Genomic DNA, 17,072 nt, shown 5'->3' on the forward strand with positions numbered 1-17,072 from the left:
TAGCTTTGATTAAAAAATGTTTGTTCCCCGTTGCGGGCTATGGAACCCGTTTTCTGCCCGCCACCAAGAGTATGCCCAAGGAAATGCTTCCTGTGGTCAACAAGCCGCTGGTTCAGTATGGCGTGGAGGAGGCCATCGCGGCGGGTATGACGACCTGTGCCATGGTCACCGGGCGCGGTAAGCGCGCTATCGCTGATCACTTCGATATCAGTTATGAATTGGAGCACCAGATTTCTGGTACCGGCAAGGAAGCGGCGCTTGACAGTATTCGCAATGTACTGGACAAGGGCGTCTTCACCACCGTGCGTCAGCGCGAAATGAAGGGTCTGGGGCACGCCATCCTCACCGGAGAAGCACTGATCGGGAATGAACCGTTTGGGGTGCTTTTGTCGGACGACCTGTGTGTGAACGACGGTGATGGTGTTCTCGCGCAGATGGCGGAGTTGTACAAACAGTTCCGTTGTTCCATCGTCGCCATTCAGGAGGTCCCCGCCGACCAGACTCACAAATATGGGGTAATTGACGGGAAAAGCTTGAAAGAAGGTATTTACAGCGTAGAGAAAATGGTGGAAAAGCCACAGCCAGAGGATGCGCCGTCCAATCTGGCGATTATCGGGCGCTATATTTTGACACCAGATATTTTCGACATCATCCGCGAGACGGGCCCCGGCGCCAATGGCGAAATTCAGCTTACTGATGCACTGCAATCGCAAGCGGAAAAGGGATGTGTTATTGCCTACAAGTTCAAGGGCCGGCGCTTTGATTGTGGCAGTGTTCCCGGCTTCGTAGAGGCGACGAATTTTGTTTACGAAAACTATTACCAGAAAAGTTAAGAGAGCCCTGAGTGCAAGAAATCACCTGTTTCAAAGCTTATGATGTACGCGGCCGCGTACCCGATCAGCTCAACGAAGATATTGCCAGGCGTATCGGTCGCGCCTTTGCTGAAGTTGTCAAACCGCAAAAAGTGGTTGTCGGGCACGACATTCGGTTGACCAGCGAGGCTATAAAAGCGGCGCTCACAGAAGGTCTGCTGGAACAAGGTGTGGATGTATACGATATCGGGCTGTGCGGTACAGAGGAAATTTATTTCGCCACGTCCCATGCCCAAATGGACGGCGGTATTGCGGTGACCGCCAGCCACAACCCGAAAGATTACAATGGCATGAAATTCGTGCGCGAGGAGTCGCGGCCGATTTCCGGCGATACCGGGCTCTTCGATATCAAGGCACTGGCTGAGCGCAACGAGTTTACCGCAGCGCCAACGCCGGGAACGCTACATGCGCTGGATGCATCCGAAGCCTATGTGCAGCACCTGCTGTCCTATGTCGATGTGGCGAGCTTGCAGCCGCTGAAAATCGTGGTGGACGCCGGCAATGGCGGTGCCGGGCGGGTGGTGGATCTGCTGGAGCCTCACCTGCCGTTCGAATTTATTAAGCTGCACCACGAACCGGACGGCAATTTCCCCAATGGTGTGCCCAATCCCTTGCTGCCGGAGAATCGGACGGCGGCGATTGAGGCCGTGCGCAAGAACGATGCTGATCTGGGGCTGGGTTGGGACGGCGACTTTGACCGGTGCTTCTTTTTTGACGAACACGGGGAGTTTATCGAAGGGTATTACGTCGTTGGGTTGTTGGCAGAGGCTTTTCTGAAGAAAAGTGGCCCCGCTCGTATCGTGCATGACCCACGTCTGACCTGGAACACTGTTGATATCGTGACATCGCAGGGTGGCGAGGCCGTGCAGAGTAAAACCGGACACGCATTTATCAAAGAGCGTATGAGATTGGAAAACGCGGTGTATGGCGGCGAGATGAGCGCACACCACTACTTCCGTGATTTCGCCTACTGTGACAGCGGTATGATTCCCTGGTTGCTGGTGACCGGTCTCATCAGCCAAAGTGGCCGCGGGCTGTCAACACTGGTGGCGGAGCGCGTGGCGGCATTTCCCTGCAGCGGCGAGATCAACCGCACCATCGAAGATCCGGCGAGTGTGCTGTCCAAAATTGAAGAGGCCTACGCCGGGCAGGCCGAATCGGTCGAGCGCGTGGATGGTTTGAGCATGTCCATGGACGGCTGGCGTTTCAACCTGCGTATGTCCAACACCGAGCCCGTGGTCAGGCTGAATGTCGAAAGTCGGGCCGACCACGACCTGATGGAAAGCAAAACAGCGGAATTGCTGGCGCTGATCGACGCCTGACAGCGCGCCGCGGCGAGCGCTATTTCTGCGCGTCCTTCCACAGCTTGATCAATCGTTCGGTAGCGGCATCCATGGAGGTGCCGTCCTCGGCGGCACCGGTCAGGCGCCCCAGTATATCGGTGCTGATTTCCTTGCCCAGTTCCACCCCCCATTGATCGAAAGAGTTGATTCGCCATATCTGGCCACTGCAGAACGTGCGGTGTTCATACAGGGCCAGCAGTGCCCCTAGAGAGTGCGGTGTTAGTGACTCCATCGTGATAACACTGCTGGGCCGGTTGCCCGGCATTACCAGATGCGGTGCCAGTCGCGTCACTTCTGCTTCGTCGAGTCCCCGTTCGGTCAGGGCTTTCGTGGCGTCTTCCAGCGAGCGGCCCACCATCAGTGTGCGGCTTTGCGCCAGGCAGTTTGCCACCAGTATGCGGTGCTGCAGTATTGCGCCGGTATGGGTGTTCAGGGGCAGGATAAAGTCTACCGGACACAGCAGGGTGCCCTGATGTAATAGCTGGTGAAAGGAGTGCTGCCCCATCGTGCCCGCCGAGCCCCAGAGTACGGGCGCGGTGGCATAATCCAGTGGCTGGCCGTCGATGCTGACGTGTTTGCCGTTGCTCTCCATGGTCAGCTGCTGCAAAAAATCCGGGAAACGCTGCAGGCTGTGATCGTAGGGCAGCACCACGTGGTTGCTCGCGCCGAAGAAAATACAGTACCAGATCTCCAGTAGACTCAGCAGAATTGGCAGGTTGGCCTGTGCGTCGGTGTGGCGAAAGTGCTGGTCCATCGCCTCTGCGCCGGCGAGGAACTCCGAGAACCGCTCCCAGCCAACCGCAATAGCGCAGCTGAGCCCGACTGCAGACCATACAGAGTAGCGCCCGCCCACCCAGTCCCACATCGGCAGGCAATTGGCCGCTGAAATACCGAAATCCTGCGCGGCCTGCAGATTGGTAGTAACGGCCAGAAAGTGTTTGTCCAGATCCGCCGTGGTCGCGCCGGCATTGAGCATCCAGGCGCGCGCAGCCATACCATTGGCCAAGGTTTCTTCCGTGCGAAAAGTTTTGGAACAAATGATGAAGGCGGTGGTGGCTGGCTCCAGCCCGGCCAGCGTGTCGAACAGATCGGCCGGATCCACATTGGAGACGTAGTGGCACCGCACCTTGCCGTGAAAGGGTCGCAATGCCTGCGTCACCAGGCGCGGACCGAGATCGGACCCGCCTATACCTATGTTGACGACGTCGGTAATGGCCGCGCCCGAATAGCCGCTGTGTTCGCCGCAGTACAGCCGCTGCGCCATCACCTGCATGCGCTCTCTGGCACTGCACACTTGTGCGTATCGCTCTGGTTGGTCGCCGCCGCTGCTCGCTCGCAGAAGCGTGTGAAGCGCCGGGCGATCCTCGGTGTTGTTGATATGAACACCCGTGAACAACTGCTCAATGCTTTCCGGTATCCCGGCCTGCTGCGCCAACTGCAGCAGTGAGGACAGCGCACTGGCGCTCAGCAGGTGCTTGGAGTAATCCAGCTGGATTCCGGCGGCGGATGCATGGAAGGACTCCGCGCGATTGCCATCTGCGTCAAAAAGGCCCTCCAGCGATGCAAACTGGAGTTTTGTCGCATGGTCTTTAAGTGTGGTGTAAGCGGGCAGATCCGGTAGAAGTGCACGTGCCGTCATTGTTGGTTTCCGCTGGGAAGTCGTCGGGGGGTCCAGTATAGGAAGTGCGGTTTTCCCGCGCAAACGCGAGGCGTCAAACATTGCTGGAGCAAGTGCGAAAACTCAGTGTTCGCGATTGATCGCCAGTTCTGTCACGCTTGCCAGCGCACTGCGTGGCTCACTGTCCGGTAGTACAGACAGGTTCTCAAGTGCCAGATCGCTGTAACGCCGTGCCTGGGCGCGGGTGTACTCCAGCGCGCCACAGCGCTGTATCGCCGTGATAATCTGTTCGATATTGGCTGTGCTCTTCTGCGTAATCGCTTCGCGCACCACGGCCTGTTCACTGGCGTTGCCCTCGCGCAGGGTGTGTATCAGCGGCAGGGTGACCTTGCCTTCCATGAGGTCATCACCGACATTCTTGCCCATCGTGGCGGGGTCGCCATCGTAGTCCAGCGCGTCATCGACCATCTGGAAGGCTATGCCGAGATTGAGGCCGAATTCCCGCAGCGCGTTCCTGGTTTGCTCATCCTGCCCCGAGAGGGTGGCCGCGCCATAACAGGCCGCCGCGAACAGAATGGCGGTTTTGCGCGTGATTACATCGAGATACTGCGCCTCGGTGGTATCGGGGTCGCCCGCGCGTGTCAGTTGCAGCACCTCACCTTCGGCGATGGTATTGGTGGTCTGGGCCATGTGGTCCAGAATGTCCATATCCGCCAATTGCACCATCAGTTGAAATGCGCGCGTGTACAGGAAATCGCCGACCAGCACTGAGGGCGCATTGCCAAACTCGGCATTGGCGGTGGGCCTGCCGCGACGCAGCGTCGACAGGTCGACCACGTCGTCGTGTAGCAGCGTCGCCGTGTGAATAAATTCGATAATGGCTGCCAGCGTGATGTGCCGGTCTTCACAACGGCCGAGCGCGGCGCCAGTGAGCAGTACCAGCAGGGGGCGGAGGCGTTTGCCGCCGGCGTCGACGATGTAGTGCCCGACGTTCTCCACCATGGCGACATTTGAGTGGAGTTGATCAATGATGAGCTGGTTGACCAGTTCAAATTCTTGAGCGACGGTGGCGCGTATCTGCTGCATAGGGGACAGGGGATTAAAAAGTGCCCGCGCATGCTAGGGTGCCAATATCGGCGTGTCAAGCTGTGTCGCACTGGCGATGGGTGCACAGAGCGTTTGCAACTCCTTGTTTTTAGATAAAATTAACGCTTGCTCCACCCTGCTGATTTGCGTAAAATCGCCGGCTCTCCGGACCTCGCTGCGGGCAATCGTGGTGGTCGCGGGTAAACTCAACTGTTTGTGCCTGACTCTGCCCCCTTGTTTTATAAGGGTTTATTTAACTGCGAGCAGGCTAATTAAACGGAGCACGCTATGTATGCAGTAATCGAAAGCGGTGGTAAGCAGCACCGTGTCGTCGAGGGCGAAACCCTCAAGCTGGAAAAAATCGAAGTAGCCCCGGGTGAAACGATCGAATTCGATAAAGTTCTGATGGTGGGCGGCGATACGATAAAAATCGGTACCCCGCTGGTTGCCGGCGGTGTCGTCACTGCCGAAGTGGTTGCACAGGGCCGTCACAAGAAGGTCAAAATCGTTAAATTCAATCGCCGTAAGCACTATCGTAGAGAGACTGGCCATCGTCAGTGGTTTACCGAAGTGAAGATAACCGGTATCAAGGCTTAAGGGAGGGCTTGGACAATGGCACACAAAAAAGCTGGTGGTAGTACTCGTAACGGACGCGATTCGGTCAGTAAGCGACTGGGCGTCAAGTGCTTTGGCGGTGAGACTGTGAAAGCCGGAAACATCATCGTGCGTCAGCGTGGCACACGCTTTCACGCGGGCGACAATGTCGGTATCGGTAAGGATCATACCCTGTTTGCCAAGGCTGACGGCAAGGTTGAATTCATTGCCCGGGGGCCGAAGAATCGCAAGTTTGTGCAGGTGGTGAGCGCCTGAGTCGGCGGTACCAATTGTAGGGATCAGGGCCTCGTCGATTGACGGGGCTTTTTTTTATCTGCTTACGGGCGGATTTCCAGAGAGGTTTCCAGTAGTAGATTCGCTAATGTACTGGCCGGTCGCGCGACGTGGCAGACTGAGTGAACGGCCGCGAGTTTGTCAGCGCTTACGGGCTGCCTGCGCAACTCGACAAAAATTGCTGCGCAATTTTATGGACTCAAACAGTGCTCGCAGAAAGCCCCCGTAAGCGCTGACAAACTCAAGCTGCGGCCTTATTGTTCACTCAGTCTGCCACGTCGCGCGCCCTCTTCTTCACTACTATTTCGCGTTTGTCAGATAATATACGCGCGTTATTCTAGGGCACCGGGAACAGTTTGAAGCTATTCCAGCTGTGACAGGTGGTATGCTGTGATGGTAAAGGAAGTCGAGCTCAAACCTCCATGGAGGGTCTGCCCCTCTTTACGGGTGGGGGTTCACGGCGGGTCCTGTAAGGCAAACCGCTTCAAACCCGTAGCCGGAACGAAACAGATAGCGAAGTTATTCTCGAAGAAGTCGGTCTTGAAGAAGCCGTTCGCCGAAAAGGTAAAGATAAATGAAGTTTGTTGATGAAGTGAGTATCAACGTTTACGCCGGCAAGGGCGGCAACGGCTGCATGAGCTTTCGGCGCGAGAAGTATATTGAGCGCGGTGGCCCAGACGGCGGTGATGGCGGTGACGGCGGCAGTGTTGTGGTGGAGGCCGATGAGTCACTGAACACGCTGGTAGACTATCGTTTTACGCGCAACTATCGCGCTCTGGATGGCGAGAAGGGACAGAGTAGGAACTGCACCGGTAAGAGTGCAGAGGATCTTGTGCTGCGTGTGCCTGTGGGCACCACCATTATCGACGAGGATCTGGGTGAGGTGCTCGGTGATTTGTCCGAGGCGGGGCAGAGACTGGTTGTGGCACAGGGTGGCTTTCACGGTCTGGGCAATACGCGCTATAAGTCCAGCACCAACCGAGCGCCGCGCCAGACATCGCACGGTAGTGAGGGCGAGTTCCGCAGTTTGAAATTCGAGCTGAAAGTACTGGCCGATGTCGGTTTGTTGGGGTTGCCCAATGCCGGCAAGTCGACACTCATCCGGGCGGTGTCATCGGCCAAGCCCAAGGTGGCCGATTATCCCTTTACGACACTGGTACCGAATCTGGGCGTGGTCAGCGTTGAGGCCCACCGCAGTTTTGTAATGGCCGATATACCAGGGTTGATAGAGGGCGCATCGGAAGGGGCCGGGTTGGGCATACGGTTTCTCAAACACCTGACACGCAATCGCATTCTCCTGCATCTGGTGGATATGGCACCGTACGATGGGGTGGAGCCGGCCGATGCTGCGTTGAGTATTGCGCGCGAGCTTGAGCGCTTCAGCCCGACGCTGGCAAAGCGCGAACGCTGGCTGGTGTTGAACAAAAGCGATCTGCTGGACGAGGAAACGCTGGAGCAGCGCCGAGTTGCGGTGCTGGAGGCACTGGACTGGCAGGGCCCTGTGTACACGATATCGGCCATCTCTGCCAATGGCACTGCCGCATTGTGCGGAGATCTGATGAGTTATATTGAGGAGTGTCGCGAGCGGGAGGAGGCAGACCCTGAGTTGCGTGTGGCAGAGGCGGCCCTGCAGCGCGCTATGCAGGTGGAAGCCAGGCAGCGTATCGAGGAGTTGCGCACCGCGCTGCGGTCGCGCTCGGATGCGGAAGAAGACGGTGATGATGACGATGACTTCGATGTCGAAGTCGAGTATCGAGAGTAGGAAGGCCAATGACTGAACGAAGTGAAATTGCCCGCTCGCGCCGCTGGGTGGTGAAGGTGGGCAGCGCGCTGCTGACGGACGATGGCCGGGGATTGGATGAGCGCATTATCGGCTCACTGGTGGAGCAACTGGCACAGTTACGCTCGGCGGGTCATGAGGTGGTGTTGGTTTCCAGCGGCGCTGTGGCGGCGGGTATTGTGCGTCTGGGCTGGACAGCGCGGCCCCATTTGTTACACGAGTTGCAAGCTGCTGCGGCCGTCGGCCAGTCCATTCTGGTGCAGAGCTATGAAGCGGGGTTCAAGCGTCACAATATTGCGACGGCGCAGGTGTTGCTGGTACACGATGATGTTCTCGCACGCGATCGCTACCTCAATGCCCGCGGTACGTTGAATACCCTGCTGAAACTGGGTGTGCTGCCGATTGTGAATGAAAATGACACGGTGGTTACCGATGAGATCCGCTTTGGCGACAACGACACGCTGGCTGCGCTGGTGGCGAACCTGATCGATGCGGAAGTACTGGTATTACTCACCGATCAGAAAGGGCTCTACCGCGAGGACCCGAGGCATAATGAAGCGGCCGAGCTGGTCGACACCTGTGACGTACAGGATCCCAGCCTGGATGAGATGGCCGGCGAAGGCGGCGCCCTGGGCCGCGGCGGCATGGTGACGAAACTGCGTGCCGCGCGTCTGGCGGCCCGTTCCGGCACCGAGACGGTGATTGCGTCGGGGCGCAGGGAGAATGTGCTCGGTATCATCGCCGCTGGAAGCAACGAGGGTACCTGGTTGCGCACGGGCAAGCAGCCGGAGAACGCCCGCAAGCAGTGGCTGGCCGGCATGGTGCAAACAGCCGGCAGTGTCGAGCTGGATGATGGCGCAGTGCGGGTCCTGCGCGAATCCGGTCGCAGCCTGTTGTCAGTGGGGGTGCGCGAGGTGCGCGGGAACTTTTCGCGCGGGGACATGGTGTCCTGTCGCAATGCCGAGGGCCGTGAGGTGGCACGTGGCCTCGTCAACTATAGCGCGGAGGAGACGCGTCGCATCATGGGGTCGCCGTCGCGGGAAATAGAATCCATCCTCGGCTACCAGCTGGATGAGGAATTGATCCACCGGGATAACCTGGTGCTGCTATAGACACAAACCGTCGAATGCCCTAGTCTTCGCCTGCCGCCACAATGCGGCAATTCTCAGGGCGGGGTGAAAGTCCCCACCGGCGGTAATCGTTGCTACACGTAGCGTAGCCCGCGGGCGCTCCTGCCTTTGCAGGAGGACAAGCAGATCCGGTGCGATTCCGGAGCCGACAGTCATAGTCTGGTTATGAGAATAAGGTCTGTTGATTTTCCATCCCACTCTGGAGCGGTAGTCGCCCTTATTTGCCCTGTTGTTTAACTTTCTTTTATAAGGGAAAACAGCAGATGAAAACACTCACTATTGATACTCAAAGTATTGTTCACCAACCTCGGGTTGCGCTTATTCTTGCGCGTTGGCATCACGATATTGTCGATCAGTTCAGGGATTCGTTTCTGGCGGAGTTCCAGGCCATCGACGGCCGGGAAGTCGCGATGTTTGAAGTCCCCGGCGCATTTGAAATTCCGCTATTGGCAAAACAACTGGCTACAACCGGTGACTATGCTGCCATCGTCGCTGCCGGCCTTGTCGTTGACGGCGGTATCTACCGCCACGAATTTGTTGCATCAGCGGTGATAGACGGCCTGATGCAGGCACAGCTGGATACCGGTGTGCCGATCTTTACTGGCGTACTGACCCCCAAGGATTTCATCAGTGAGGGCCAGCCTGAGTTCTTCAAGGAGCACTTTGTGATCAAAGGCAGAGAAGCTGCGCAGGCATGCGGTCAGACGCTGTCTCGCTACCGGCAGTTGAGTGCGGCCTAGGGCCAGAATGCGGCGGATGATGTTGCATGGATAGCAGACGTATCAATCTGCAGCCCGTTTTGAAGGGCAGTACTATCGCCCTTCGACCGCTGGTGCCGGCGGATTTCGAGGCGCTTCAGCGCGCCGCATCCGACCCTGCGATATGGGCGCTGCATCCGGATTCCACGCGCTACCAGCGGGAGGTCTTTCGGGAGCGTTTTTTTGACGGTGCAATCTCCAGCCGTGGCGCATTGGCGGTGGAGGAGATAGCCACAGGCCGAATCATTGGGTCCAGCCGCTTTTACGAATGGCGGCGGGATACGGCCGAGATTTCTATCGGCTATACGTTTCTGGTGCGTGACCACTGGGGGGCGGGCACCAACGCCGAGCTGAAAGATCTGATGCTGAGCCACATCTATCAGTGGGCCGATGTGGTCTGGTTTCACGTGGGCAGGGAAAACATGCGCTCGCGCCGGGCTGTGGAAAAGCTCGGAGCAAGCCTTTCCCATCAGAAAAACAGGGCGCTTAAGGGGAAGCCCTTTGTGCAGCTCTACTATTGCCTTCGTGAGCCGCAGTATCTCTCGAGAAAACGCGCTGAACCACAATACTAGTCGTCTGGATCAGAATGCTGGTGTGGTCCGTCTGCGCATCAGCTCAACCAGCGGCCCAGCGAAGTCTTCACCCACAGGAAGTTCATCAGCTTTTTCATCCCCTCCACGCTTTTAGCGCTGTAGGGGTAACCGTTCTGCATCTTTCCGCCGAAGCGGTCGATGACGATGGGCATTTCGTGGCAGTAGCCGCGCAGCCCTTTTTTGCCGTTGACCTGGCCAACGCCGGAGTTTTTACGACCGCCAAAGGGCGCGGCAGGGATACCGTAGCTCACCGCCATATCGTTGACGCTGCAAGCTCCGGTGTCGATGGCACTGGCCAGCCGGTAGCCTTTTTCCTTGTCCTTGGTCCAGACATTGCCATTGAGTCCGAATTCGGAGTCATTGGCCAATGCCAGCGCCTGCGCTTCACTGTCCACTTTCTGGATACACAATATCGGCCCAAAGGTCTCCAGCAGCATGATGTCCATAGTGTTGTCGACTTCTGTGATGACCGTCGGCTCGTAGTAAAGGCCCGGCAGATCGGGGTTGCGTCGGCCCCCCATCAGGATAGCGGCACCCTTGGCGCGGGCGTCCTCGACGTGTGCTTCGATGATGGCCATCTGGCGATCCCAGAATACCGCGCCGATATCCTCGTCCCAGCCGTGCTGTGAACCCTGTCGTAGGCTCTTGCCCTTTTCCAGCACGAGTTTCAGGAATTCGTCATAGACCTCTTTCACCACATAGATACGCTCTGTGCCACAGCAGTAGTGTCCGGTGTTCATGCAGGAGCCGACCCAGGCGCCGTCTGCGGCCCGATCCAGATCGGCATCGGCGCACACAATCATCGCGTCATTGCCGCCCAGTTCGAGCGTGCAGGGGATCAGTTGGCTGGCGCAGGCCTCGGCGACATTGCGTCCGGTCGCAACCGAACCGGTAAATGAGACCTTGTCGACGCCGCCGCGCACAATGGCTGCACCGGTTTCGCCATCGCCTAGCAAAACTTGCAACACGCCTTCGGGCAGTCCGGCCTGACGGAAGATATCCTCGGCCAGTTTGGCGGAGTAGGGCGTTACTTCGGAGCCTTTGGCTACCACGGTGTTGCCGGCCAGTATCGCCTGCGTTGCCTGATTCATCAGCAGCACAAACGGGCCGTTCCAGGGCGTGATCAGGCCGATGACGCCCAGTGGCTTGTACAGGATGCGCAATTGCTTCATCAGGCCCAGAATGCCGTGGACTTTGCGCTTGCGCGGCTTGAGGAATTTCTCTGCATTTTTTGCGTAGTAGCACAGCTGGTCCGCCACCGAAAAAACTTCCATGCTCATCGCATCAGTGGGCGCTTTGCCCGTCTCCCGGACCACGGTCTCTATGACTTCGTCCTGGCGTTCCAGCAGGACCTTTAGCGCGCGCTCCACAATGGCAGCTCTGTCTTTCATCGGCGTAGCCGCCCAGGTCGGCTGTGCGGCTCTGGCCTTGGAGATGGCTGCAGCCACGTCCTCGGTATTGGCGCAGATCAGTTCTCCGATGGGCTCCAGCGTGACGGGGCTGCGCAGCTGCAGGTGGCGGTGAGAGTCATTGGATTCAATCGGTTCGTAGATAGACATGGCGTCCTCCTCACATGATATGGCTAAACTAATGATCATTAGTTTGGGTGTCAATGCCTTTTGCCGGTGCCGAACGTGGATCAGAAAATTATTGTGGACCGGTAATACAGCTTGTACCACTGTGTCTTGCCAGAATGTTGGTTTAGCTAGCCGCTGCGATTACAACGCCGGTTGAATGTGGAATAATGCGCCGCGTTGAAACCTAACCCCCAACTGAGCGCGTGCCGGTGTCGCCAACATTACTGCTGATTGTTTACTGTCTGGCCATTGCCGGCTTCTCGCTGGTCGGGGGGCTTCTGCCCAGCTTGATAAGGATGACTCACACCCGCACCCAGGTGGTGATGAGTTTGGTCTCAGGGCTGATGCTGGGGGTGGCGTTCTATCACCTGTTGCCCCACAGTGTGGCGTTGGCCAGCGAATCCGGGGGTGTCGACACCACCGTCTGGTGGCTGATGATCGGCCTGATTGTGATGCTGTTGCTGCTCCGTGTATTTCATTTCCATCAGCACGACTTTAGTCTCGAGGCGGGTGCTCAGCTCGAGCACGAGCACAGCCACAGCCACAGCCACGATCATGGCCATTCAGTTCACGGGCTAAGCTGGGTGGGACTGGCACTGGGCCTGGCGGTGCACACGTTGATTGACGGGGTTGCGCTAGGTGCAGTGATGCATGCCGGTAGCCACGCCAGCGGTGTGCTGGGTATCGGTGTGTTTCTGGCAATATTGCTGCACAAACCGCTGGATGCAATGTCCATCGTCACAGTTATGCAGGCCGGCGGCTGGAGCAAGGGCGCGAGGGCTGCTACCAATGTAGTATTTGCGCTGATGTGTCCGCTGGGGGCGATGTTGTTTTTCTTCGGCGTCGACGTAGTGGATGCGGGTCGCGATCACCTCGTGGCCGTGGCACTGGCATTCTCCGCCGGGGCATTTATCTGTATCGCCTTGAGTGACCTGCTGCCGGAGGTGCACTTTCACAGCCACGATCGCGGCAAACTGACACTGGCGTTTCTTCTCGGGATTGCGTTAGCCTATGCAATCGGCAGCGTGGAGCCGGCCGGTGTCCATATGGCGCCACATTAAACAGAGGTGAGCGGGAATGGTTAAACGCATAATCTATCCGCCGATCTGGCTGGTATTCGGCCTGATTGTCATTTTCGCCTGCAATGAGTACTTTCCCGGCGCGAGATTTACCAGTGTTACCTGGCAGTTGGTGGGCGGCGTACTGATTATGATCGGGCTGGGTCTGCTGGTGATTGCCAACGGTCTGTTTACACGTGCGGGCACGGGGGTGATACCGTTTCGCAATGTCTCCGCGCTGGTAACAGACGGCATTTACCGCTACACGCGTAACCCGATGTATCTGGGCATGTTGGCGGTCCTGCTGGGGTGTGCACTCACTGTGGGTGCGGCGTTTGCGCTGCTGGTTCCGCCGGTATTTGCGGTTATTATCGAACTGCGTTTTATCCGTCCAGAGGAGGCAATGTTGCGTGAAATATTCCCGCAAGATTACCCCGCCTATTGTGAGCGGGTAAGGCGTTGGCTATAGTCGAAAAAGCGGCTACCCTATATGTAGTGCCCGGCGTCGCTGGTATTTTTAGCGGGGTACAGGAAAGTTGACCCAACCACTCAGGAGTAACCATGAATAAAAAAATTGTAGCGGGCTTGTGTCTTTGGGGTTTATCCAGTTTCGCCCTGGCGGCGGATACCGACCCCAACCAGTGTCTGGAGTGCCACGAACCGATTGAGGACTGGGCCGGCATGACGGTCGACGAGATCATCGTGGAAGCCAAGGCTCCTGAGAACAAACGTCACGAGGCTAATCAGGCACTCACGGATGAAGAATTGCGCCTGATGATCGCCAGGCTAATTCCTCTCGACGACGACAGCTGAACCTCGAAAAACCCTACACTGGCCTGCCCGGTTTGCGCCGGTCAGGTCAACGCCAGCCCCCCGTTGAATGCCAGAACTGAGTCTGGCCTAAGTATGATCCAGCCATCCTGCCAGGTGCTCATTGACAATCTGCGTCAATGCCGCGATATGGTCTGAGGAGCTGTTTAAACATGGAATATACTGGTACTGCTCGCCACCGGCAGCGAGAAAATAGTCCCTGTTCTCAACCGCCAGTTCCTCGAGTGTTTCCAGACAGTCCGCCGCGAATCCGGGCGCAATAACCTGCACTGTTTTAATACCCTGCTCCGGCAATTCCTGAAGGATGGCGTCGGTGTAGGGCTTTAGCCACTCCTCCCGGCCAAAGCGTGATTGAAACGTCGTCTTGTACGCGTCCTCCGCCAGCCCCAGTTCAGCTGCAACCAGTCGCGAGGTTTTCAGACATTCACAGTGGTAGGGGTCGCCCTGATCCAGATAGCGCTGTGGCACACCGTGATAGGAAAACAGGAGAACATCGGCAGTGCCGTGCTCGGTGCGATATGCCCGCACGCTGTTGGCAATCGCGCTGATATAGGCGGGGTGATCATGATAGTGATTGATCATACGCAGCTCGGGCAGCCAGCGCCTGCGGGTGAAATCGGCCGCCAGCGCATCGAAGGTGGAGGCGGTGGTCGAACAACTGTACTGGGGATACAGCGGCAGTACTAACAGTCTACGCACGCCTCGCTCCAGCATACCCTGCAGGACATCGGGAATGGCGGGCGTGCCATAGCGCATCGCGAACTCCACGATGACCTCATCGCCATACGCACGGTTCATCGCATCGCGCAGACCTGCTGTCTGGTCCTGTGTGTGAAACAGCAGGGGAGAGCCACGTTCCGTCCAGACGCTGCGATAGGCTTTTGCGGAACGCCCCGGGCGGATATTCAGAATGACGCCGTTGAGGATAAACCACCACAGTAGGCGCGGTATCTCTACAACCCTCGGGTCCGACAGGAACTCCTTTAGAAAAACCCGTAGCGCCTTGCGCTGCGGTGCCTGAGGAGTGCCCAGATTGGTCAGCAGAATCCCTGTGCGTGGGCGTTGCTCGTGGTCGAAGTTCTCTGTGCCGATATATTTCATGCGTTGGACGATATACGTTTGCCTGCGCAAAGCCAAGTAGTGCGGTTGGACGGGGGCGTTTTTCGATGCCGGCTGTCACAGGCAAATGGCATCCCCGGCGCCTGAATCCTCGGCAGTCAGGCGGCCGCGGGATTCAGGTGCGCGTCAGACAGCTACGACAAGTAAGCCCTCAGGGGATGTCGTGTACTTCGGTGACATCGGCATTGCGGCCCTCACCGTGGCACACACTGCAGGTTTCTACTACGGTGCCGGCGTCAATCGCCGCCTGCGTGGTACTGAAGCTACCGCCCTGCAAAGTCATGTGCGACGCCGCTTCTGTATCGTCATGGCAACTCGAGCATGCCGCAGTTACCGGTGTCACAACGGTGTCGTCAACCGGGCTTTGCAGGTCGACGCCGGTGTCGATGGTGGTCGCCAGTACACCACTGGGCAAAGGCAGAGTGTAGCCATCATCCGTGTGGCAGGCGATGCAGTTTGCGAGGTTACCGGGGTACTGCACATGTTCCTCGTCATAGACATAGGTAGTGAAGCCGCGAAAGCCGACAATCTGCAGAGGGTCTTCGCGCATGCCGGCAGCGTGGATGCCGTGCACCATAGTTTTGAAGTCGATGGATTCCTCCGTCTTGCCATCAGTGGGAGGCGTGGACGCTATTGCCCTCACGTCACGATCGGTATTGCGCGGGTTGTGGCAGGTGACACAGCTATTGATATCGTCTGTGCGGTTGCTGCCGTGCAGGCTAAGCACCTGGTGGCAGGCCAGGCAATTATCCAGTTCAACCGATGTCCGCCGAGGTACGGCAACGCCGTCGGGTTCGTCGATTGAAAAGAATGCATGAACGTTGGTCAGGGGTACCTGCGAAGGGGATTCACCCGACTCCAACTCAATCGACAGGCGTCCCTCGACCACCGTCGCACCACTGCCGGTGGCAGGAATGAAAGGCTGCTCACTGCCATCGGGTATGGCCACTGGCATGGTGACACTGAAGCTGCCATCGCCGTTAGCGGTTGCCCCAGTCAGGGCGCTGACAGAAACGGAGCTGGCGTTGTCGGAGTCATTGCCGGTATTGGTATAATCGCTAGTGCTCCAGGCGGTGCGCACATTGATCGATGCGCCACTGAATACCGGGTCTGTGAGGATGTCGTAATCCTGCCCGGTCTCCGGGTTGCTGATTTTAAAACTCACAACCGGATTTTCGCCCTGCATGCTGTTGTCAACAGAGAGCACTTCCGCCATGAATTGTTTACTAGCCACTACCGAAAGTATTTCGTGGCTGTCCTGGATGCTGCCGGCAATGCCGCCCGTGGAGTGGCAACTGTCGCAGTTGCTATCGTCCGGTTGCCCTCCGGCGTGTCGGCTAAAATCCACATCGTCGTGGCAACTGCCACAGGCCGCCGCAGTGGCGTAGAGCGACCAGTTGTCGCCCTGGGCGGTCTCGGTCAGCTCATAGTCCAGATCTGCGCCTGTGGCGGAGCCGACATGGCAGTTCACGCAGTTGCGGATGTCCTGCGGGAAGTGCACATCGGAGTAATCGTGCGGCGTGTTGCGGAAACCATAGATCACATACGGCTCGCCCATTTCCACGCTGGGCAGGTTTGCGCCGCGGTGTATCTTGTGAACCATAACTTTGAAATCAACGGTATTGGTGCTGTCCGGGTCGACGGAACCGGCGTTGTGGCAGGTGACGCAATATTTGACTTCCTGTCGGCCGCCGCCGTGTATAGCAAGAGGGTCGTGGCAGCGGTTGCAGTTGGCCGTGGCGGCGATATCCATAGTGAAGATGCCATCGGTCGCTCCGGTGGCCGGTAGCCAGTCGTGCGAGGGGTTGGCTTTGCCAGGCGCATTGTCAAACTGGATCGCCACGCGGTGGGTCAGGTTCGGGTCGTAGCTGAGGTCCAGCCCCTCCGCTTCAGCTTGCGCCAGCACATCTTCAGGCAGGTTGGTGAGACTTGTCGCGTAGCGATAGCTGTACATGCCGTCGCCGAGATTGGTGAACTCGCCATCGGTCTCATAGGTACCCTGCAACTTCGGCTCAGTGCCGATGCCCACCTGCGGCGCGGCGACTGTATTGATATAGGATTGCCAGGTGCCGGTGGAACTGCCCAGCGGGCTGGTTTCAAGTTTGGCGATGACAAAGCGCACGTCATCGGCAGTCAGGTCAGTGATCGCAACATTATCCGCGTCACTCAACTGGAACTGTATGACTGCCTGCATATCCGCATTCAGGGCCGCGTCTGTGATGTACGCGTTCAACACCTCGGCCTGTGCATAGGGATTTGTCGTAGGCGTGGGTGGAATCGGTGTTGGTGGTACCGGCTGGTTGGGGGGAGCCGGGCCTGGTTCCACGCCAGAGGCGCTGTTGCCTCCACCGCCGCCACAGGCGACAAGCAGGCCGACCAGCCCCGCCAAGATCCAGGTGCGTGCGAAAGTGTGCATTGT

16 protein-coding genes and 1 riboswitch are annotated in these 17,072 nt (G+C 57.8%); of the genes, 11 read left to right on the plus strand and 5 right to left on the minus strand.

Annotation, left to right across the window (positions count from 1 at the left end; translation table 11 throughout):
• The first annotated feature begins 5 nt into the window (after window positions 1-5).
• Both galU and AC0L6S_RS21815 read left to right on the plus strand, forming a co-directional pair.
• A complete protein-coding gene (galU, locus tag AC0L6S_RS21810; protein ID WP_473426208.1) occupies window positions 6-833 on the plus strand; it encodes a UTP--glucose-1-phosphate uridylyltransferase GalU in 828 nt (275 codons plus the stop codon).
• Window positions 834-844: 11 nt separating this feature from the next.
• Window positions 845-2,194 (plus strand): phosphohexomutase domain-containing protein, encoded by a 1,350-nt coding sequence (locus AC0L6S_RS21815; protein ID WP_473426209.1) that lies wholly within the window; start codon window positions 845-847, stop codon window positions 2,192-2,194.
• Between the two features lie 19 nt (window positions 2,195-2,213).
• Here the strand turns inward: AC0L6S_RS21815 and pgi are convergent, their stop codons facing one another.
• A complete protein-coding gene (gene pgi / locus AC0L6S_RS21820) occupies window positions 2,214-3,854 on the minus strand; it encodes a glucose-6-phosphate isomerase (RefSeq protein ID WP_473426210.1) in 1,641 nt (546 codons plus the stop codon).
• 102 nt (window positions 3,855-3,956) lie between these two features.
• A complete protein-coding gene (locus AC0L6S_RS21825; RefSeq protein ID WP_473426211.1) occupies window positions 3,957-4,919 on the minus strand; it encodes a polyprenyl synthetase family protein in 963 nt (320 codons plus the stop codon).
• A 288-nt stretch (window positions 4,920-5,207) separates the two neighbouring features.
• Between AC0L6S_RS21825 and rplU the strand changes: the two genes are divergently transcribed.
• The 6 genes from rplU to AC0L6S_RS21855 all read left to right on the plus strand — a co-directional run bounded on the left by rplU (window position 5,208) and on the right by AC0L6S_RS21855 (window position 10,047).
• The gene (gene rplU, locus AC0L6S_RS21830; RefSeq protein ID WP_473426212.1) at window positions 5,208-5,516 is read left to right on the plus strand and encodes a 50S ribosomal protein L21; all 309 of its coding nucleotides are present in this window, start codon (window positions 5,208-5,210) and stop codon (window positions 5,514-5,516) included.
• 15 nt (window positions 5,517-5,531) lie between these two features.
• Window positions 5,532-5,789 (plus strand): 50S ribosomal protein L27, encoded by a 258-nt coding sequence (rpmA, locus tag AC0L6S_RS21835; RefSeq protein WP_473426213.1) that lies wholly within the window; start codon window positions 5,532-5,534, stop codon window positions 5,787-5,789.
• Window positions 5,790-6,381: 592 nt separating this feature from the next.
• A complete protein-coding gene (cgtA, locus tag AC0L6S_RS21840) occupies window positions 6,382-7,569 on the plus strand; it encodes an Obg family GTPase CgtA (RefSeq protein ID WP_473426214.1) in 1,188 nt (395 codons plus the stop codon).
• An 8-nt stretch (window positions 7,570-7,577) separates the two neighbouring features.
• Entirely contained in the window at window positions 7,578-8,699 is a 1,122-nt protein-coding gene (proB, locus tag AC0L6S_RS21845) for a glutamate 5-kinase (RefSeq protein WP_473426215.1), read from the plus strand.
• Window positions 8,700-8,744: 45 nt separating this feature from the next.
• Window positions 8,745-8,896, plus strand: a riboswitch (FMN riboswitch).
• A gap of 84 nt (window positions 8,897-8,980) precedes the next feature.
• Window positions 8,981-9,457 carry a 6,7-dimethyl-8-ribityllumazine synthase gene (locus AC0L6S_RS21850; RefSeq protein WP_473426216.1) on the plus strand — a complete coding sequence of 159 codons (477 nt, stop codon included), beginning with the start codon at window positions 8,981-8,983 and terminating at the stop codon, window positions 9,455-9,457.
• A 26-nt stretch (window positions 9,458-9,483) separates the two neighbouring features.
• Window positions 9,484-10,047, plus strand: a complete 564-nt coding sequence (locus AC0L6S_RS21855) for a GNAT family N-acetyltransferase (RefSeq protein WP_473426217.1) — start codon at window positions 9,484-9,486, stop codon at window positions 10,045-10,047.
• A gap of 38 nt (window positions 10,048-10,085) precedes the next feature.
• On the opposite strand, the gene AC0L6S_RS21860 is transcribed toward AC0L6S_RS21855, so the two are convergent.
• Window positions 10,086-11,627 carry an aldehyde dehydrogenase family protein gene (locus AC0L6S_RS21860; protein ID WP_473426218.1) on the minus strand — a complete coding sequence of 514 codons (1,542 nt, stop codon included), beginning with the start codon at window positions 11,625-11,627 and terminating at the stop codon, window positions 10,086-10,088.
• Window positions 11,628-11,854: 227 nt separating this feature from the next.
• Here AC0L6S_RS21860 and AC0L6S_RS21865 point away from each other — a divergent pair, with 227 nt between their 5' ends.
• From AC0L6S_RS21865 to AC0L6S_RS21875, 3 genes are all read left to right on the plus strand, one after another.
• Window positions 11,855-12,706: a ZIP family metal transporter gene (locus AC0L6S_RS21865; protein ID WP_473426219.1), complete on the plus strand. Its 852-nt coding sequence runs from the start codon at window positions 11,855-11,857 to the stop codon at window positions 12,704-12,706.
• Window positions 12,707-12,722: 16 nt separating this feature from the next.
• Entirely contained in the window at window positions 12,723-13,172 is a 450-nt protein-coding gene (locus tag AC0L6S_RS21870) for a methyltransferase family protein (RefSeq protein WP_473426220.1), read from the plus strand.
• Between the two features lie 92 nt (window positions 13,173-13,264).
• A complete protein-coding gene (locus AC0L6S_RS21875) occupies window positions 13,265-13,516 on the plus strand; it encodes a hypothetical protein (RefSeq protein ID WP_473426221.1) in 252 nt (83 codons plus the stop codon).
• A gap of 87 nt (window positions 13,517-13,603) precedes the next feature.
• Here the strand turns inward: AC0L6S_RS21875 and hemH are convergent, their stop codons facing one another.
• Together hemH and AC0L6S_RS21885 are read right to left on the minus strand one after the other, a co-directional pair.
• On the minus strand, window positions 13,604-14,635 hold the full coding sequence (gene hemH / locus AC0L6S_RS21880) for a ferrochelatase (RefSeq protein ID WP_473426222.1): 1,032 nt from the start codon (window positions 14,633-14,635) through the stop codon (window positions 13,604-13,606).
• Between the two features lie 169 nt (window positions 14,636-14,804).
• Window positions 14,805-17,069, minus strand: coding sequence for an OmcA/MtrC family decaheme c-type cytochrome (locus tag AC0L6S_RS21885; RefSeq protein WP_473426223.1), 2,265 nt, complete (start codon window positions 17,067-17,069; stop codon window positions 14,805-14,807).
• Between the last annotated feature and the right edge of the window lie 3 nt (window positions 17,070-17,072).

The organism is Halioglobus sp. D3-4, assembly GCF_055809315.1.